Here is a 21,157-nt window from a genome sequence, read left to right as displayed (position 1 = left end):
ATCGGTTTCCATTACACCCGCAAGGGGCCGTTCCCGTATAATAGCCTTTTCGTAACTATTTTCCTACCAAAATTTCATATTTCGGTAAAAAAAAATCAAGAGAAGCCCTAATGCCCTTACTTGACATCCTCATTCACCCCGACCAACGCCTGCGCCAGATAGCCGAACCCGTCACCACCTTTGACAACCGCCTGAAAACTATCACCGATGACATGTTTGCCACCATGTACGAAGCGCACGGTATCGGTCTTGCGGCAACACAAGTCAACATTCACCGCCGCATCGTCGTCATGGATGTCCCCGAAAAACGCGAGGAAGACGAAGACAACGACACCCCGCCGGAAATCCCGGTGCCGCACACCAAACTCGTCCTCATCAACCCGGAAATCATCAGCCACAGCGCAGAAACCGCCGTTTGGCAAGAAGGCTGCCTGTCACTACCCGGCCAATTTGCCGACGTCAAACGCCCGAAAACCATCCGCTACGCCTACTACGACCTCGGCGGCGCGCGCTGCGAAGCCGAAGCCGAAGGCTTGCTCGGCGTCTGCATCCAGCACGAAATTGACCACCTGGACGGCGTCCTCTTTATTGACCACCTCTCCCGCTTGAAACGCGAACGCATCGAAAAAAAACTCGCCAAGAGCCAGGCTCATAAAGAACAAAACACATGAACAGTCCCCGCCTCTGGTACGCCGGCACCCCCACCTTCGCCGCGCATAGCCTGCAAGCCCTCATTGACGCCGGATACAGCATCGACGGCGTCCTCACCCAGCCCGACCGGCCCGCCGGACGCGGTCGCAAACTCACTGCCAGCGCCGTCAAACAAACCGCTACCGCGCACCACATCCCTGTCGCCCAGCCAGAAAAGCTGCACGCCGACGCGCCGCCCTTTCCCGAACTGCCGCGCCCTGACCTCATCATCGTCGCCGCCTACGGCCTGCTGCTACCGCCGTGGTTCCTCGCCTACCCACGCCTGGGCTGCATCAACATCCACGCCTCGCTACTGCCGCGCTGGCGGGGGGCAGCGCCCATCCAGCGCGCTATCGAAGCGGGCGACAGAGAAACCGGCATCGGCATCATGCAAATGGACGAAGGCCTGGACACCGGCGCCGTCTGGCAAGAAAGCCGCCTCGCCATCGCGCCGGACGACACCGCCGCTACCCTGCATGACCGCCTCATGCAACTCGGTGCTGACACCCTCTTGCGCGCCCTGCCCGACATCCTCACGCAAACCCGCGTCCCCACGCCGCAGGCCACGGAGGGCATCACCTACGCACACAAACTGAGCAAAGCCGAAGCCCAACTCGACTGGCAACAACCCATTGCCACCCTGGCGCGCAAAATCCGTGCCTACAACCCCGTTCCCATCGCCTATACAAACCTGGATGGCGAACCCCTGCGCCTCTACGACGCCCACATCCACAGCACCACCCCGCCTGCTGCCGCGCCCGGCACCATCACCGCCCACCACGAACACGGCCTCAATATCGCCTGCATTGACGGCATCCTGCGCGTCACCCGCTTGCAACTACCCGGCAAAGCCGCCACCGACGCCGCCGCCCTGCGTCATGGCCGCAACCTCAGCGGAAAAACCCTCACATGAAAGCCCGCCAAGCCGCCTACGCCACCCTCAACGGCGTCATCAACCAGCACCGCACCCTCAACACCCTCATCGCCCAGCACAAAAGCCACACCGCACCCGCCGACCAAGCCCTCTACCAGGCTCTGGTCTATGGCACCCTGCGCCAATACCGTGCCTATAGCCACCTCTGCGCGCAAATGATGACCAAACCACCGGCGCGCCCCGGCCATCCGCTTGCGATCATCCTCAACCTCGGCCTCTGCCAGCTGCTTACCATGAACCTCGGCGACCACGGCGTTATCAACGAAACCGTCAACCTCGCCGCGCATAACGGCCAAATCCGCGCCAAAGGCCTCATCAACGCCATCCTGCGCCGCGTCCAGCGCGAACGCGAGCACTGGCAACACGCCCTTACCGCTGCACAAACACACAACCTGCCTCACTGGCTGTGCCCACATTACCCTGCCGAAAACGCCGCCATCGCTGCGGTGAACACCCTGCCACCGCCGCTCACCCTGCGCCTGCACTCGCGCCATGACCGCGCCGCCTGGCTGGCCGAACACCCCGAGGCCCACGCCAACCCGCTGCACCCGCAAGCCGTCACCCTGCACCAGGGCAGCAACGTCGCGCACATCCCCGGCTTTCGCGACGGCGATACCAGCGTTCAGGATGCCTCTGCCCAACATGCCGCTACCATACTCGCCCCGCGTGACGGCGAACACATCCTTGACGCCTGCGCTGCGCCGGGTGGCAAAACCTGCCACCTGCTCGAACTCGCGCCAAATGCGCACATTACCGCGCTTGACCATGACGACGCCCGTCTCGCCCGCGTCAAAGAAAACCTTGACCGCCTGCAGCAGCAGGCCACCCTCAGCCACGCTGATGCCGCTGACACCGCCGCCTGGTGGGACGACACCCCCTTTGATGCCATCCTGCTCGATGCCCCATGCAGCGGCAGCGGCGTCCTGCGCCGCCACCCGGACATCGCCTGGCTGCGCACCGTTGCCGACTTACACCGACTGCCCGGCCAACAGCGCCACCTGCTCAACTGCCTCTGGCCGACCCTGAAGCCCGGTGGCCGCCTGCTCTACACCACCTGCAGCATCCTGCCGGCAGAAAATCAGGACAACATCCGCGCCTTCCTCGCTACCCACCCTGACGCCCGCCTGCAACCTCTTGACCTGCCCGCCTGCCGCGACACCGGCTACGGCAGCCTGCACCTGCCCGATGCCGACGGTGACGGTTTCTACTACGCCTTGCTCTATAAAAGCGTCTGAAAATGCCATAACGGAGCGGCGCGGCCTTTCTTGTCAGGCAAAAGAAAGTGCGTATAATCCGCCGCTCAATGCGCGGAGAGATGGCAGAGTGGTTGAATGCGTCGGTCTCGAAAGCCGAAGAGGGTTCACGCCCTCCCAGGGTTCGAATCCCTGTCTCTCCGCCATCTACTCAAAAACGCCATGTTTCATGGCGTTTTTTTTCGTCCATGCTCGTTCAAGCGTTCGGGGAAAAATCCTTGATAAACAAACCGTAACAGAAATTTCTTGTTTATTTTCGTTTGTCAAGTTTCATGTCCGTTTAAGCGCAACGAAAGAAAAATGGGGTTCTTTTGGGGTTCATTTTCGGTGGTTACAATCCCGCCGAACCCTCCAATCTTCCGACCCCATGCGACTGACCGAAAAAATCATCAAAAATGCCCCGCCAGGCGAACGTCCCTACAAGCTGTTTGACGGTGGCGGGCTGCATCTGTTCATTACCCCACGCGGCGGCAAATACTGGCGTTACCGTTACCGCTTCGACGGTCAGGACTGCACCCTGTCGCTGGGTGTATATCCAAAAGTCAGGCTGAAACAGGCGCGGCAACTGCACCGTGACGCACAAAGCCTGCTCGCGCAAGACACCGACCCGCACCGGCACAAGCAGAAGCGGAAGCAGGCAGAAAAGCAGCAAGAAAACTTTGAGAAAGTCGCACGCGAGTGGTACGCCCACCAGCGCCCCGCGTGGAAGAATGAGAAACACGCCTGGCAGGTCATCCACACCCTGGAGCAGTACGTTTTCCCACATATCGGCAGTAAAGCCGTCAGCGAGATTCAGCCGCCTGTCATCGTCAGCATCCTGAACCGCCTCGCCGACAGACCCGAAACCAGAACCCGCGTCAAACAGCGCATCAGTGCCGTTTTCGCCTTCGCCATCCAGACCGGCAGGGCGACACTCAACCCCGCCTTATCCGCCCCAAAAACCGTACGCAGCGCGCAAAACCGGGTTCGACACCAGCCATCTTTGCCGGCGGCAGAAATCCCCGAATTTTTTCAACGCCTCGAGCGCTATCCCAACCGTAAAACGGCGTTGGCATTGCGCCTCTTGATCTTGACCCTGACCCGTAGCGGCGAAGTCAGGCTGGGACAATGGGCGGAACTGAACGGCGATCAATGGCATATTCCCGCCGAGCGCATGAAGATGGGCATTGCCCATGTGGTGCCGCTATCGGATTGGGCACTGGCAACGCTGGACGAACTGCGTGCCCTGAACCGCTACAACAGCCCCTATTTCATCACCGGCAACCGCAACCAGCCCCTTAGCGACACAACCCTGTCGCTGGCGATGAAGCGCATGGGCTATGGCGGACGCGCCGTGCCGCACGGTTTTCGCGCGATGGGTTCGAGCATCCTCAACGAAAGCGGGCAATGGAATCCCGATGCCATCGAGCGACAGCTGGCGCACCGTGAGGGCAATCAGGTCAGGGCAGCCTATAACCGCGCCGAGTATCTGGAAGAACGGCAACGCATGATGCAATGGTATGCCGATTATTTACGCGCGCAGATTAGCAGCGGGGGATAGAGCGATTATTGATAATAACTGCCCAATTTGTTATTCCGTTGATCCTGGTACAGATAATGGCGACCTATATCATGACTTTTCCATCAGTAGCCTACCGCTTGCCATGTAGGGGCTAGTGGAAACCATAGGCGCATTGCCTTTAGCCATCATGCGGAATAATATGCGACTTAATCGCTTAGGAGTATAAACCTGCGGTGGGCCGGTCATTATGCACCGGTCGGTGATTAGCCCGAACGGTTTTCAAGAACCGTTCGGGTTTTATTTTTATCCTCTCTATTGGCAGCGTATCTATCCTTTTCTTCAAGTTATGAACAGATGTCATGACAATAGTTATTCTGGCATCTGGCTACTGTATTACGGCGCGCTAAATAGCATTAACACACCATACCTATATTTTTTCCTTTGTGCCAATAGTCCCTTAATTATCCTTGTGTTGTACCAAAATTGACCTAATTTTGCATTCGTATTGACGCAAACCTGTGTCAATATTGACGCAAATCTGTGTCAGTATTGACGTAAATCTGTGTCAGTATTGACGTAAATCTGTGTCAGTATTGACGCAAATCTGTGTCAGTATTGACGCAAATCTGTGTCAGTATTGACTCAACTTTGTGTCAGTATTGACGCAAATCTGTGTCAGTATTGACGCAAATCTGTGTCAGTATTGACGCAAATCTGTGTCAGTATTGACGCAAATCTGTGTCAGTATTGACGCAAATCTGTGTCAGTATTGACTCAACTTTGCGTCAGTATTGACTCACTTTCGTGCCAATCCCTATATCCATTCTGCTAATAATTCTTCGCTGCCATTGGTTCAATTAAACCATTTCTGACCATTCTGAATAAATGGTAATTCTATATTATTTGTTTCTTTCAATAGCGTTCGAAGTCTGCTTTTTCAAGCCATTACCGATTTACCGTTTTTTGACAGGCACGATGGCGGTTGTTTACAAATCTGACGATTTGCCCCAACCGTTCGTGCCAAAGGGGCGACGCCCCTTTGCAACCCCGCTATGATGCGCTGACCTCCAAACCAGCGAGAAGAAGCCATGAAGGAAAGCGAAGCTGTCATGAACGAACCCCCATCTCCCTCTTTTGCAACACAGGACAGTGAAGCGCGCCTGTTACGCGTTGATGAAGTCAGCGCAATAGTGGGCTTGAAGCGCACCACAATTTGGCATCGGTGTAATCCGGATAGTCCCTATTACGATGCGAGTTTCCCCAAACCCATCCGTATTGGCAGCCGACGGATTGCCTGGAACAGCCGCGATATTCAAGCATGGATTGCTGCTATTACCGCACAAGGCCATTCCGGTTAATTCATTAAGGATATAGTTGAATAGATAAAAAAGTGCAACAAGGCGCGCCGCCGCAGACAGTACAAGTAGTACGGCAAGGCGGCGCAACGCCGTTACGATTTTTTAGATATTTAACTATAAATGTTTTCCCCTTGATTATTGCCATGGCTATCGTGATTGTGTCATTTAATATCGTTGCCGTAAGAAACGGCAATCGAATTGTGCAGCCCGAATTTCAACAAGCGTAATGAGTGCTATGTGCGCTCTTTTAATGCCCTATTCTTGCGCCCGTTTTTATGGCGGTATGCGTGGTAACGCTATTTTCTTGTTGAGCGGTAATGCAAATTCCCTGTACACCGTCGCCCTTTTGGGTTCGCCGCAATGGCAATGGTTATTCTGAAATCAGCAAGGAGACTGTCATGTCGTGCCATTTTCCCCTGCCGCGCAGCAATGCCGTCGCTAGTGTCTGCGTACCTCTCGCAAGCAACGCTTGCTGCCAAATGGCGGGCGGTACCGCATGAGCGATCCCCGCTTCATCTGCCGCGACGGCGGTTTGTGGTTCGACAATGGCAATTGGCGAGCCACAACGCATCAGCGATGCCTTCGAGGTGGTTGGCGATGCCTACGATGACAACGGCGAACCGCACTACATCCTCAAGCACAACGGTCAGCACTTTGCCTTACCCTGGGCGGAAGTGGGTGAACGCAACGGCTGGCGCATCATGCGCCGCATTCCGACTTCCCGCCGCCAGCAGGAACGCCTGGCCGACTACCTGCAAGCCCAACCTCTGCCGCAACGCTGGACACTGACCGATACCGCCGGTTGGCACGGACACGGCTACATCCTGCCCAACGGCGACACCCTCGGTAGCGCGAACAATATTCTCTTCCAGCAACCCACACCGCGTCATGACGCCTTTACCCCGCTCGGTACTCTTGCCGAATGGCGCGATAGCATCGGCCGTTACGCCGCCGGCAACAGCCGCATGTGCCTGATGCTGGGCGCCGCCTTTGCCGCCCCGCTGTTGCAACGTTTCGGACTGGAAGGCGGCATCCTGCACCTCTACGGCCCGTCATCGAGTGGCAAAAGCACCCTGCAACGCGTGGCGCTATCGGTGTGGGGACACGGCCGCGACGCCGGCCATAGCTGGAACGCCACCGGCTATGCTCTGACCAACGCCGCCGCCGCGCGCAACGACGGCCTGCTCTCCCTCGATGAAATCGGCGAAGACAGCAAACAGGCCGTAGAAACCTGCGCCTACGCCATTGCCAACGGACGCGCCCGCCTGCAAGGGGCGAAAGAAGGCGGCAATCGCCCGGAGTTGCGCTTCCGCGTGCTGGCCATCTCCAGCGGTGAAACCAGCCTGCAAGCCCACTTCGGCAAACAGGGGCGGCAGATGATGGCCGGACAGATGGTGCGCTGCCCGTCCATCCCGCACCGGTTGGAGGACAAACACGGCTTCCCTGACTTCCGCGCTTTCACCGACCACCTCAACCATGCCGTCATAACCACCTACGGCTGCGCAGGGCGGCTTTTTATCCAAAAGCTGATGGAGGACACTACCCAGGCGGAAAAACGGCTGAAAACGCTGTACACGGCGTTTTTGGGAGAGGCACACGACCGTCACCCCATGACCGCGCAACAGGGACGTAGCGCGCGTCTCTTCGCCCTCTGCGCCGCCGCGTTGATGCAGGCGAGTGAGTGGGGCATCAGCGGCATCAGTGCCGCAGCCGCGCGCGAAGGCGTCATGCAAGCTTTCGCCGACTGGTACGCCTTGCAACCCCGGGGCAGCTACGAAGAAGCGCGGATACGCGAAGCGGCAGAACGCTTTCCCCTGTTGTTGCCGCGCTTCGTGCGCCTGAGCGAGGGGCAAATGTTCTATCCCAACGACTGGGCGGGCTACGTCTGGGACGAGGCAGACGGTGCACTGTACGACGTGCTGCCCGCCGTCTTCGTCGCCCACTTCTGCGACGGCGACAAAGAACGCATCGCCGATGCCTGCGACATCCTCGGCGACAAAATGGGCTGGCTGCTGCGCCCGGCAGGCAGCCGCCATGGTGACCGCCGCTGGCAGCACCGCCGCAAGGTCAGGGGCAATTTATTGCGCGTTTACCGCTTCAAAGGCGCCCAGCCGCCCACAGAAGGCGACGAAGCGCCGGAGGAAGGGGAGGACACCTGACCCCGCCAAAAACGCCGAAAAAGCCGCCTTCGGGCGGTTTTTTATGCGGTGGTGATAGCGATGGCAGCGGTGGGTATAGCCGAGCGGGAAGGTCAGGGAAGAAGCATTGCCCCTGCTTGGTCGACAGCATTAAGAGCGTGTTCATAGTCTTCGTAGCAGGACTCCCAAGAAAGCCAAAGCTACCATTTGCAGACTGGTACTCAACTTACGCTCGCAGTTTTTCCAAAGCCGCCTGTTCTTTTCCAACCAGGAAAAGCTGCGCTCGACTACCCATCGCTTCGGCAATACTGCAAAACGGTGCAATTCGTTTCGTTTGGCAATCTCTACTTCCGCACCAATCAACTCCTGTACCGACGAAGCAAATGCCTTACCCGTGTAACCACCGTCAGCAAGGATTTTTTGTACCGCACCAAGATTATCCAGCTCGCGTTTTAGTGCCAAAAGACAACCTTTTCTATCCGTAACATCCGCCGTCGTTACCGCAAGGGCATGCGGCAAACCCTGCGTGTCAACCGCTATATGCCGCTTGATACCGCTAACCTTCTTGCCCGCATCGTAGCCTTTTTCCATGGCCGTATCCGTGTTCTTCACACTCTGCGCATCAATAATCAGGAAAGTGGTTGCTTCATGATGCCCCTGCTTGCGGCGCTCCGCAACTACCTGATTTTTTTAATGCTTCCTCAAGGATGCTGATGCCACTCTCGCGTGGCTCAGTCCATCTCTGGAAGTAGGAATGCACGGTGCGCCATTTGGGGAAATCGCCCGGCAAAGCGCGCCAGGAGCAGCCAGTGCGTTGCAGGTAGAGAATGGCACAAAAGACATCGTACAAGTCCACCTGACGTGGCGCTGTGCGTTTACGGGCACTTTCCAGCAGGGGGAGGAAAGGCGCAAATTGCTCGCGACTGATATCGCTTGGGTAGGTTTTTCTGTTCATACCGATAGTTTACAGCAGAGGCTGAGATAATGAACACGTTCTAAGAATCGCAGGATGCCCCCAAAATCTGCCCGGGAAAACGGGTCAACATGGATAAAATATGGGCAATCGGTAACGGCAAGAAGTCAGAAAGGATCGCATCACGCACTCGCACGCCTGATGCGAGAACGGCAAAGATAGCGGGAACCACGGGAACCCCATTGATTTTATTACCAGCACAACGGGAACCATAACGGGAATCTAACGGGAACCCGATGGGAACTTTGATATAGATCAAACGGATGACACCCAGCAGGTTCCCGCTAGGTTCCCAGCAACGTTCCCACCCTATTCCTTTAAAAAACAATGCGGTTCCCGTGGTTCCCGCTGTTTTTTGATTTTTGCCCACTTTTACATCACCCCCTGCTCTTCCCCGCAAGATGAACCGTAATGTTTACCGCTTGGGCTGTTAATGTTTCCCCACTGCCACGCTCACCAGCTTCAGAATGTCATCCACCCCGCTTCCCCAACTTGACGGAACAAAGCCGCTGGCGTAGTTTGTTTAATGCTTCCAGTGCCGCCTGGGCCGAGGAACCCCCGCATCGGGTGATGTGGAAGGCCCGGTAGAACCCAGAGCGGCACTGGGGCTTTCTCTTTCTATCAAGCTCCCCTCCCCTCTTTCTCCACCTATTGTTCTTTGGTATTGGACGTTCTCTGAACTCAAGGAAAATTCCCTCGGGTTTCCCGTCTAAAGCCATTGACAAATTCATTGTGCATCCCTTGTCAGGGCATCGCCTATTTTTTCAAGGGTGTTCAAAACGGTATAATACCGTGCGTACAATCAAACCACGGATGGAACATCATCCAAGGAAGGCCTATGCGCTACCTCCCCTGTTTCTTGCTGCTGGGTGCTATTTCTGCCACGGCACAACAAACCGCTCCCGTTGACCCCGACCTGATCTACCGCCGTGCCGAGGCACGACAGCAGCGCCTCAACCAAAGCGTGACACCGCAAGATTTTTCCACTCTTGACTTCTCTGCCCCCACTGCTGAGGAAACGCCGCTATCGCAAGAAGCACGTGAAGCCTGCACCAGCTATAAGAACCTCACGCTGCAAGCGCCCAGTCGTGCTTTTTACCGCTATTTGGAACGGGCTGTGAACACCCAGCATCTGCAAGCGAGAGGATCAAACACTTACGGCAAAGCACAAGGCTGCATCCGCGCCGGGGAAGTGATGGACATCATCAAAGCGGCGCAAAACCAGTTGATTGCCGACGGTTGGGTGACAACACGCGTTGTCTTGCAGACACAAGGCGCACAGCAGGACATCCTGCAACTTGCCGTACTACCGGGAAAAATAACGGCCATCCGCGAGGAGAAAAACGGCGTACAGCGGACACCAAAAACCTTTACTCACCTGCGCGGACGAGTGCTCAACCTACGTGAACTAGAGCAAGCACTAGATAACGTGCGCCGTCTCAGCGGTCTGGACGCCAACATTGACATTGCGCCGGCGGCACGTGAAGGTGAGAGCGAGCTAATCGTGCATTGGACGAAGACCGGACGCCCCTACCAGTTTAGTTTCCTCATTGATGACAGCGGCAGCAACGCGTTGGGCAAATACCTGGCAACCGCCAGTATTGCGGTGGACAACCCGCTGAACTTTAGTGACAGTTTTTATGCGAGCTACACCCGTACCCTCAAACCGGGTACACGCTTGCGCGACCGCGAGGGTAAGCGGCACAAAACCTCTACGGATAACTACTACCTCAACTACACGATCCCCTACCGTGACTGGCAGCTAGGTCTGAGTGCGAGCCGTTACCACTACGACCAAGTCATCCCCGGCTATGCCCGCGTTTACCACTACAAGGGCAACAACCAGAAATTTGCCGCCGACATCAGCAATACCATTTATCGCGATCAGAACAAGAAGACCACGCTTGATGCCGGCTTGTGGTGGCGAGAAAACCGCAACTACATCGGCAGTGCAGAAATTGACGTGCAAAAAAGACGCACGGCTGGCTGGCAGCTGGGCCTACGGCAGAGCATCCTCTTCCCACAAGCCGTCTTTCAGGGCGCTATCCATTACAAAAAAGGAACGCGGATGCTTGGTGCCGACCCTGTACCGGAGGAAGGCTTTAACGAAGGCAATGCCAAAGCGGGCATCTGGACGCTGGATTCCAGCTGGCATGTTCAGCTGGATAAAAACCGCAACTGGAGCTGGCAGAACGACCTGCACCTGCAATACAGCGACAGGCGCCTCATCTCCCTGGATCTGTTGACCTTGGGTGGGCGCAACAGCGTACGCGGCTTCAGCGAGAACAACAGCCTTTCCGGCGATAGCGGCTGGTACTGGCGCAACACCCTGAATTGGGCCTACCAACCAAACCACCAGCTCTACCTGGGGGCGGACATAGGGCAAGTATGGGGTAAGAACACCGCCTGGTTGCAAGACAAAACCATTATGGGTACGGCACTGGGCGTACGCGGCGCGGTGAATTACCACGGGAGCTGGCAATACGACGCCTTTATCGGTACCCCGATTCTCAAATCACGAGACTGGAAAAAAACCGACCGCTTCGTACTTGGCTTCAGCGCCGGCTACCACTGGTAATGACGAAGCCTGAATAACCGCCATCAAGCACAACAACCACGGGCCTTGCCCGCACCACCTGAACACAGAGGACAACCATGAACAAAGGAATTTACAAAACCATCTACAGCGCAGCCCTGCAACAAATTATTGTTACCTGGGAATACGCACGCGGTAAGGGCAAAAGCCATGGCGGACATAGCAGACGGACGCTAGGAATCCGCATCCGTCTGCTACCGGCCTGTATTGCCCTGGCCTGTGGCCTCAGCCCACAACTACTCTGGGCAGAAAGCGTAATTAGCGAAGATGATCGCGCCCCTGCCCACGAACGTCCAGTCATCCTGAAAACGGCGAACGGCCTGCCACAAATCGACATCCAGACTCCGGACGCCTCCGGCATCTCGATGAACCGCTACAGCCGGTTTGACATAGACGCGGCAGGCGCCGTGATGAATAACGCGCGCAAAGACAGTGCGACCCTGAGTGGCGGCGTGGTGGCGGGCAACCCACATCTGGCCAAGGGCGAAGCGGCGCTTATCGTCAACCAGGTACGCAGCCAAGACCCCTCCCACTTGCAGGGCATGGTGGAAATTGCCGGACAAAAAGCCGACGTCATCGTAGCGAATCCGGCGGGGCTGATGGTGAACGGAGGATTTATCAACGCCGGCAAAGTGCAATACACCGCCGGACAAGTCACTATCGAACGGGGCAGTCCGGTGCAACACAGTGCGCCGAATGGCCTGATCGAAATCACCCCCGGTGGACTGAACGCGCAGCAACACGACTACACCACCCTGCTAGCACGGCAAATCAAGCTAAACGGAGAAATCCAGGCAGGTGCCGGGCAAGTGGATCTCATCACCGGCAACAACAGCCTGGGAGCCGACGGCAGCATCACCCCTAAAAATACGGACGGTCAACATGCAGCGCCGCGCTTCGCCGTGGACAGCAGTGCACTTGGAGGCATGTACGCAGGCCGCATCCGCCTCATCGGCACAGAACAGGGCGTCGGCGTGCATCATGCCGGCACCCTCCAGACAGAGAGTCTGAATATCCAGCTACCCGGCACCTTGGAAAACAGCGGCAACATCAGAGCCAATGCCCTCGACATCCAGCTGGAAAACCTGCAAAACAGCGGCGAACTGCGGCACAACAGCAACAACACCCTCTACCTGCGCAGTAACGCATTCAGCAACCGTGACACAGCCACCTTGCAAGCGCGCACAGCTGGACAAGATCAAGCTAACAAAAATACCCCTGAAGCCCCGAACAACGCCGACAACAAAAACAGCAACGCCATTGGCCGCATCACCGCCAGCGGCAAGATAGATAACCGGGGCAACATCAGTAGCGGTGGCAATATCGACCTCAATACTCGTGACTACCAAAACAGCGGCACCGTCGCCATCAGCCAAATCACCCTGCGCGACGGCAAATTCGACAATCGCGGCGGCACAAGCCACTTTGAAAATGCCGACATTCGGGCGAGCAACCTTGACAACCGTAGCGGCACCCTCAACTTCGAACGCGCAAAACCCATCATCATTCAGGGTCAGCTGGATAACCACCGGGGTAGCATCAACAGCACCGCGCCGCTTGACATCAGCGCCGGGCAAATCAGCAACACTGGAGGGGGTAACATCAGCAGCGCGACCACCCTCAGTCTCTACGCCCGTCGTGACATCGCGAGTGACGGCAGCATTAGCGCTGGCAGCAGCGCCAACCTGAAAGCAGGACAAAATATTACGAACAGCGGCTTGATCAGCGCAGGCGAAGCCCTGACTCTCGATGCCGGCAATAACATTGAAAACAGCGGCTCCCTCTATGCGGGCAGCACCCTCGATCTCAACGCTGGCAATACCATTGACAATAGCGGCAACATCTCCGGCGAGCTACTTAATATCAGCGCTGACAGCCTGGAAAATCGCGAAAGGGGCACCATCACCCAGCGCGGCCCCTATTCGCTCAACATCCATACCGCCGACTACGACACTGCGACCAGCCCGTATAACAGCATCCGTACCCAAAAACCGGGGGCGGGCGCAAACAGCGCAACGGGCACGAGCGGGGGCGGATCCGCCGGCCCCGAAGGCAGCCTGAAAATCCGCTCCAGCTTCAACAATCGGGGCGTCTTTGAAATCAATAACCTGCTCTCGGTCACGGCAAGCAAGAGTTTCACCAATCACCAGGACAGCGAATTTGCCCGCCTCACCCTGACCCAGGGCGCAAACCTCGACAACAGCCACGGCACCCTGCGCAGCCAAAGCATGCGTTTTGATGCAGGCGACATTAACAACCAGCACGGCAGCCTGCAAACCAACACCCTACACCTGAAAAGCCAAAATCTGGACAACCGTTTCGGGCGCATAGAAGTTGCGGATAAAGCCGAATTCAACATCAGCAAACAGTGGGACAACAGTCACGGCCAGGTGAAAGCCGGCACCCTGCGTATTGACAGCATAAAAACCAGTAACGACGGCGGCAGCATCAGTGCCCAGAACAACCTGCACCTCTACAACCGGGGACACTGGGAAAACGGAAGCGGCCAGCTACTGGCCGGCGGTGACATGACCCTAAATGACGGTACCCTGGACAACCGGGGGCGCATCCAGGCGGGCGGCGAACTGAAATACCAGAATTTCGCCCAGCTGAACCAGCAAGGCGAACTGTACAGCAACAACATCGCCCTGCATGGCAAGACACTGAGCAACAGCGGCACCACCGCCAGTGCGCAGCACATCACCATCCACAGCGATACCACCGAAAACAGCGGCAAGCTCAGCGCGACAGAGACACTCACCGTCAACAGCCAAAACGTCAACAACCGGGGGGAACTCCAGGCGGGCGGTGACATCGGATTACAAGCACAAAGCACGACGAACAGCGGCCGCATCGTTAGCAACCAAAACAGCCGCATCAGCGGCGAAAAACTCGACAACAGCGGCCTTATCCACGCCCAACAACAACTCTACCTGCGCAACCGCCACCTCAAAAATAGCGGCACGGCAGCCGCCTCAGGCGAAACCACCATTGATACCGCCGAGCTGGATAACAATGGCAAACTGGCCGGCAAAACCCGTATCACCGTAAACACGCCGCAGTTTGCGAACAAAGGCGGCAACATCGGCAGCGACCAGGAAGTCATCATCAATACCCCTGAGCTGGATAACAGTCAGGGACAAATCGCCAGCCGGGGCCGCCTCACCCTGAATGTCGCCGGCAACATCAACAACAGCGGCGGCGTGCTGGCCACCGAAGAAGACTGGCACATCAAAACCCCGCAACTCAATAACAACGGCGGTAACATCCACAGCGGCAAAAAGCTGCACATAGAAACCCCGAAGCTCGATAATACGGGCGGCAGCATTGACGGCAGCGAATACCACCTGCAAAGCAGCGACATTAACAACCAGGGCGGACACCTCATCGGGCGCAACAAACTGCACATAGAGACCGACGGCGAACAACTGAATAACCAGGGCGGACAAATCGTCAGCCAGGACGAACTGCGCATTGACGGCAAAAAAACCACCATTGACAGCAGCGGCGGCTACATCGTCGGCAACAACCTGAACGTTGACGTCGATAGCGTCAAAGGCGGTAAAGTGGAAAGCTGGGCCGACCTGCAAATGCGCGCGCGCCGTATTGACGATCTGGAAGAAGTGCACACCGGCGGCAACATGGATATCCAGACCGAGGAACGCTACACCTTCAATGCGCCGCACTACAGCGGCGGCTGGGCGCGCATTAGTGGTAGTGAGGTGATTTTCACACCCGATGCCAAATTTGAATTCAAAGAAAACGCAAGCATCACCAGTGACAGTTTCATCAGCAACGAAGGCCAGATTGCCGCCTATGGTACCCTGCTGCTCAAAGCCGGCACCACCATCGAAAACAGACACAGGGCAAAAATCCAGGGCGGACACGTTGCGATGGAGGCGCAAAGCCTGAAAAACTTCGATGGTGCCACCATCGCTGCCGCCGATCGCATTGACCTGGCCGCTGGCGAGATCATCAACGAAGGTAGCGCCAGAATCGAAAGCGTGGGCGGCCTCCACGTTGGCCGCACCCTCGATGGCAATCACCAGGCAACCGGGCAGGCAGACCTTCTGCGCAATGACAACAAGGGTGAAATCAATGTGGTTGGCGGTGATGCCAATATCAACGCGGCCCGCATCGAAAACATCGACAGCCGGAAATTTGTCGGTAACGATATTATCAACTTGACAGAAGTCACCTTCTATTCCAACCGAAGTAGGAAGAACGAGTGGATTCCGGAAGAATATCGAAGCCAGACCCCCCGTGGACACCACACCAAATACCATTATTTATTAGAAGAAAGTCGCGGTGCAGTACGCAATGTTGCCCCCGGCAGCATAAGCGTGAGTGGCAACCTCACCGTCAATGCCGACAGTGTCAACAACGAAGGACACATCACGGCAGGCAGCATTGACGGCACAGCGCAAAACATGTTGAACGGCAGCCTATGGGACGGGTGGCATACCATCCGTGCGGTAAATGGCAAATTTGGTAGCTGGTTTCGCGATGACTACCAGTTATTTAACAATTACACCCCGCCTAATATTGCTGAACCAATACAAATCTCCTTGGGCCACTTAAAGATCGGTGGTAACCACAATGGCAACCGCTACGACGACGGTACCGGTGGTGGCGGTATCCCCTTCCCCGGCGGTAACGGCGGCAGTAACGGTGGCGGTGGTAACAACGGCACCACCATCGTGGACTTCATTGACAAAAACGGCAAAACCGTCGTCTACCAAACCATTAACGACTACCAGCCCACACTGCCGCAAGATAGCTTCTACCAGATCAACCCGGACAACATTGCCGCTCCTGAAGGCATCCCGGTCAACCCGGCCCGGGGTCTCTATACCCTTGATCCGACCTTTGCCCGTATCCTGGAAAAACACCGCCCCGAACTCTTCAAGAACGGCGAGCTGATAAGCACGCCGATGAACCCGCACTACGACCGCTACAGCGACCTGAACGACAAAGGCGCGGCATACAGCGGTACCACGCAGGGCGTGCCCTACATTGACTTCAGCCGCAGCATCGGCGACCGCTACTACAACCAGGAGCTCGTCAGAAACCAAATCGCCCGCCTTACCGGCTACCGCTATCTCAAAGGTTTCCATGATGACAGCAGCCAATTCAACGCGCTTGTTGACGCCGGCGAACGCCTGCGGGCCAAACTGCAGCTCGCGCCCGGCGTTGCCCTGACAGCCGAGCACATGAAGAGCCTCAGCGAAGACGTCGTGCTGATGGTCAACAAAACCATCACCCTGCCCGATGGCCGCCAGATCGTGCGCCAGGTGCCGCAAGTTTATGCACAAAAACGACCGGACGACCTCGACACCAGCCACCCAACCATTGGCGCGAACCGCATCGCCCTCAAAGGTAACTACCACAACAACGCCGGCGACATTGGCGGCCGCGACGCCCTCAAACTTTACTACCGCAACATTGACCACAGCGGTACATACACCAGCAACCACGGCGACGTCCATGCCAGCGACACCTACAACGGCAGCGCGGGCACCATCAATGCTGGCAAATACTTCAAAGCCACTGCCGGCAAACAGTTCAACTTCCAGCCCAAAACCGCCGACCGCAACGAAAACGCCGCCAAAGACGCGGGTAAGAGCTACCACAACAGCCACACCATCACTGCCGAAGGCCAGCTCAAACGCTACGCCACAGGCAGCACCGTCATCCTCGGCGAAGCGGATGAAACCAACATCGGTACCACCGCACTCGACCTCGGCGACAAAACCAGCACCACCCTCATCCAGGGCAAAAAAACCGACCTGGGTGCAGAATTTGTCTACGAGCAAACCCTCGACAAAAAGGACGCGGGCAACTACGACTACCACTACCGGGGCGAACACAAAGGCGTGCACACCAGCGGCGACGGCAAACTGGCCGTCATCGCCACCGATGGCAAACTGACCATGAAAGCCGCCGAACTCGACAGCGGCAAAAGCCAGGTATACCTCTACGGTGCCAAAGGCGTTGACGCCGAGGCGGGAGAAATCGTTGAGCACACCATCAGCGCCCGCGAAAGCAAACAACGCGGCTTCCTCAAACGCACCCACACACGCGACTACGTCGAAACCGAAATCCATCAGAACAAAGCCGGCACCATCACCGGCGATACCGTCGTCGTTGCGGCGGGACAAGGCGACATCAACGCCACCGGCATGCACATCGTCAGCGACCACGGCACCATGCTGCATACTGACAAAGGCGACATCAACCTTAAAGCCGGCAAAAACAGCTATCGCAGCGTCGAAAAACACAGCAAACACAAAACCGGCCTGATGGGTTCCGGCGGCTGGGGCGTATTCCTCGGCAGCCGCCGCCAGAGCGGCGAGACCGAACTCAATATCAAAGCCCCCGCCCCGACCCTGGTTGGCGCGATCGACGGCAACATCCACATCCAGGCGGGCGGTCACTACGATGGCACGGGTGCCCTGGTACATGCCGGACGCGAAGGCGGGCCGCTTACCAAAGAACAATGGCTGCAGATGAGCGAAGCCGAACGCAACCGCGCTGGCAACATCTACTTCAGCGCCGAAAGCGGCAGTCTGCGCGCGGCGCGCGGCAGCCAAGACCACGAAATGCACAGCCACTACAAACAGACCGGCTTCACCGCCAACCTGGGCGGCGCCGTGGTCAACGTCGCCCAGACCGCCTTGCAAACCATGAAAACCCTGAGCGATGGCGATAACGCCCGCGTCCGGACCATGAACACGCTCAACAACACCTGGGCCAACTACAAAGGCATCGAAGCCCTCCGCAAAGCCCTGACCTCCACCAGCGAAAAACCTGATAGCAATCTCATCAACATCCAGATCAGCCTGGGCGGCCAGCACAGCACCGTGCACCACAAAGCCCACGAAGATACCCTGCTGCCCAGCCAGATGACCGGCGACAGCGGCGTGTACGTCGACATCAAAGGTAAAGGCGAAGGCAGCACCCTGGACGTGATCAGCTCCGACCTGGCGGGCAGTGCCATCACCCGCCTCAACGTCGAAGGCAAAAAAACCTTCGCTGCCGACAGCGTGAAAAAAACCATCGAAAGCAGCCAGCACAGCGGCGGTGGCGGCGGCGGCATCGCCATCATGCTGGGCTCGAACGGCGGCGGCCTCGGCGTTATCGCCAATGCCAACATTGGTAAAGGCAAAACCAACGGCAACAGCACCACCTACCGCCTGAGCCACATCGGCGGTCTGCAGGGCCACACCGACATCGGCGACGGCAAAACCCTGATCAACGGCGCCCAAATCCTCGGCAAAAGCCTGGAAGGCAACACGCGCGACCTCGTCGCCATCAGCCCGCAAGGCACCATGGACTACGACAGCAACAACTTCGCCCTCTCCGGCTTCGTCCTCTACGGCGCCGGCGCCGCCCTTGGCATCGATTACGAAAAAACCCGCGTAACCGCCCACGAAAAAACCATCAACAAAGAAAGCGGCGGCAGAGACGCCATCACGAGCGTCAGCAGCAACAACGCGCGCATCAACGCCTGGAAAAAAGACGTCCAACAAAACGACGCCGTCGCCAATGCCCAGCAGGACACCCTCGGCGGGCAGAGCGGCTTCTTCGCAGGCGATGACGGCTTCCGCATCAAAAACAGCGGCACTGCCACCCTCGAAGGCGCGACCTTTGTCAGCACGGCTAAAGCCGAAGCCGAAGGCAAAAACCACTTCAGCACCGACCGCCTTATCCGCAAAGACCTGGAAAACCACAGCGAATACAAAGGCAAAAGCGTGGCACTCGGCCTGAGCGCCGTCTTGAGTGGCGACAAAAACAACGGCACCTCACAACAAATCCAGTGGCTGGGCGAAAACTTCAGCCCCATCAACGTAGGCGAAAGCGGCATGAGCAGCCGCTTCGGCTATGACCGCACCAATAAAAACGATCGCGGCACCACCTACGCGAGCATCAACACCGCGAACATCACCATCAACGACGCGGCGGGCCAACAAGCGCTGACGGGAGAAAGCGTGGCCGATACCATCCGTAACGCCAACCGTGGCATGACGCTCGCGACCGCAAAAGAGCAAAGCGGCGCGGCCGATGCCCACTTTGATGCGGCGAAAGTCGAAAACAGCGTGCGCACCAACGCACAAGTGATGAAAACCTTCACCGGCACCGTACAAGACGTCAAAGGCGACCTGCGCAAGTGGGCAGAAGAAAATCGCCGAGAATCCATATACCAACGAGACCCGGAAAAGCGGGCTGCCCAACTGCAACGCGCCGAGCAACAAGAACAACTGGCCGTCGCGGTGGACATGCTCGGCGGCGCACTGACGCCGGCGAACAGTGTAGCCGGCAGCATAGCCAACACCCTGGCGCCGGCCATCACCCACAAAATCGGCCAAGAAATCAAAAAACGCGGACTAGAAGGCACACCGGAGCACATCGCCCTGCACGCCGTGATGGCAGGGGCGAGGACTGCGCTGAATGGCGGCAGCACCGGCGAAGTATTGGCCAGTGCCGCGATAACCGGTACCGCCGAATACAGTACGCCGCAGCTGGCCAAACTCCTCTACGGTAAAAACATCGACCAACTGACGGTGGCGGAAAAAAGCGCGCTCGGCCAGACTATCGGTGCCCTGACGACGGGGGCAGGTGCGATGACGGGCGGCAACAGCGCCACGACTTACAACGCAGGGAAAACCGCACAGAATGCGGTGGAGAATAACTGGCTAACACCGGAAGAGAATGCGCGGAGAAAAGAACTACAAAGTTTTATTGATAAGACTATAGAAGAAATGAGCAGTGAAAACTTTAGCTACAATAGAAAGCTACCTTCTGATGAATATCTGAAGGCATATAAGGAACTGAGAGACTTAGATGAACTAAGTGGAAAGAGAGACCATGAATTCAATCAAGCCTATGACAATTGCAGAAACAATGCTAATTGCGAACAATTTTATTACTTGCATGTGACTCTAAGAGATAAGCTAAACGAACCTGGTATAGAGCAATTTAAGCGGGATAGAAAGAATGGAAAATTAGAAGACAATTGGAAATTAGAGCCTAACGATAGAAACGCTTTCCATAATTTTAGTGATGATGGAACAACAGTTCCTCCAAAAGAACTCTATCCTAATGCAAAATATTCTCACAAGAATGGGCAGTACGAAGTTATCGTTAATAAAGATACTGGTGAAATTGTTAGCTTACCTTCCAATGCAGGAACATTTAATTATTATCCTCCTGGAGCATCCAAAGTTTCAGTTGCCTCAATGCACCATATGGATTATGACGTTGATCCATGGATGGATTTTGGCAGTGGACGAGGAGATAATACTACATATGATAGTAGAAGAAATAATTCTGGTGGTCTTAAGTATATATTTGGTGAGTTTGGAGATCCAAATTATAAGGCAATAGATGAATTTCAGAGAATAGATAAGGAGAAAACAAGAAATGGGAAAGATTGAGACTTTATGTTTGTTCATAATGATTGATGTATATACATATATTTTTTTTGCAGGTATGTTATTTCAAGATTTCTATTGGAATGTTTTTAGGTATAATTTTATTCCGGTTATGATAGTTACATATCTCATAATCATCATCCTGTTTAGCATAAAGAAAACATCCAAAGCATTATCTTATCCTGTTGTAAGAATGCTATTTGCATTTTTATTACTTCTTTCCAGAGTCATTGTTTATTTTTTTGTGCAGGCATTATTATTTCATTGATCTCGTAGCAAT

The 21,157-nt window shown here is 56.2% G+C and carries 9 protein-coding genes and 1 tRNA gene; 9 read left to right on the top strand and 1 reads right to left on the bottom strand.

Annotated elements, in window-relative coordinates; genetic code table 11:
• The first annotated feature begins 110 nt into the window (after positions 1-110).
• The 7 genes from def (at position 111) to LG374_RS09285 (ending at position 7,895) form a co-directional block, all read left to right on the top strand.
• The gene (gene def, locus LG374_RS09320; RefSeq protein ID WP_225757435.1) at positions 111-671 is read left to right on the top strand and encodes a peptide deformylase; all 561 of its coding nucleotides are present in this window, start codon (positions 111-113) and stop codon (positions 669-671) included.
• Positions 668-1,603 (top strand): methionyl-tRNA formyltransferase, encoded by a 936-nt coding sequence (gene fmt, locus LG374_RS09315; RefSeq protein ID WP_225757434.1) that lies wholly within the window; start codon positions 668-670, stop codon positions 1,601-1,603. The genes def and fmt overlap by 4 nt, the downstream gene beginning before the upstream one ends.
• On the top strand, positions 1,600-2,859 hold the full coding sequence (gene rsmB / locus LG374_RS09310; protein ID WP_225757433.1) for a 16S rRNA (cytosine(967)-C(5))-methyltransferase RsmB: 1,260 nt from the start codon (positions 1,600-1,602) through the stop codon (positions 2,857-2,859). Before fmt ends, rsmB begins: the two co-directional genes overlap by 4 nt.
• 74 nt (positions 2,860-2,933) lie before the next feature.
• A tRNA-Ser gene (locus LG374_RS09305) sits at positions 2,934-3,023 on the top strand.
• A gap of 221 nt (positions 3,024-3,244) precedes the next feature.
• Positions 3,245-4,417 carry an integrase arm-type DNA-binding domain-containing protein gene (locus LG374_RS09300; protein ID WP_225757432.1) on the top strand — a complete coding sequence of 391 codons (1,173 nt, stop codon included), beginning with the start codon at positions 3,245-3,247 and terminating at the stop codon, positions 4,415-4,417.
• A 1,049-nt stretch (positions 4,418-5,466) separates the two neighbouring features.
• The gene (locus tag LG374_RS09290; RefSeq protein ID WP_225757431.1) at positions 5,467-5,736 is read left to right on the top strand and encodes an AlpA family transcriptional regulator; all 270 of its coding nucleotides are present in this window, start codon (positions 5,467-5,469) and stop codon (positions 5,734-5,736) included.
• A 545-nt stretch (positions 5,737-6,281) separates the two neighbouring features.
• Complete coding sequence (locus tag LG374_RS09285) at positions 6,282-7,895, top strand: DUF927 domain-containing protein (protein WP_225757430.1); 1,614 nt, start codon at positions 6,282-6,284, stop codon at positions 7,893-7,895.
• A 141-nt stretch (positions 7,896-8,036) separates the two neighbouring features.
• Here LG374_RS09285 and LG374_RS09280 read toward each other — a convergent pair.
• Positions 8,037-8,829 (bottom strand): IS5 family transposase gene (locus LG374_RS09280; protein ID WP_225757429.1). Its coding sequence is split into 2 segments (ribosomal slippage): positions 8,037-8,564 and positions 8,566-8,829, totalling 792 coding nucleotides; the frame shifts between segments, so codons are not numbered across the junction.
• A gap of 856 nt (positions 8,830-9,685) precedes the next feature.
• On the opposite strand from LG374_RS09280, the gene LG374_RS09275 reads away from it, so the two are divergent.
• Complete coding sequence (locus tag LG374_RS09275) at positions 9,686-11,425, top strand: ShlB/FhaC/HecB family hemolysin secretion/activation protein (RefSeq protein ID WP_225757428.1); 1,740 nt, start codon at positions 9,686-9,688, stop codon at positions 11,423-11,425.
• Between the two features lie 77 nt (positions 11,426-11,502).
• On the top strand, positions 11,503-20,880 hold the full coding sequence (locus tag LG374_RS09270) for a filamentous hemagglutinin N-terminal domain-containing protein (protein ID WP_225757427.1): 9,378 nt from the start codon (positions 11,503-11,505) through the stop codon (positions 20,878-20,880).
• Positions 20,881-21,157: the final 277 nt, after the last annotated feature.

Origin of the sequence: Cardiobacterium sp. Marseille-Q4385, from assembly GCF_916618745.1 — a bacterium.
Lineage (GTDB): Bacteria > Pseudomonadota > Gammaproteobacteria > Cardiobacteriales > Cardiobacteriaceae > Cardiobacterium.
Note: the sequence above shows the minus strand (reverse complement) of the source record. Positions and strands in the feature narration are given on the sequence as shown.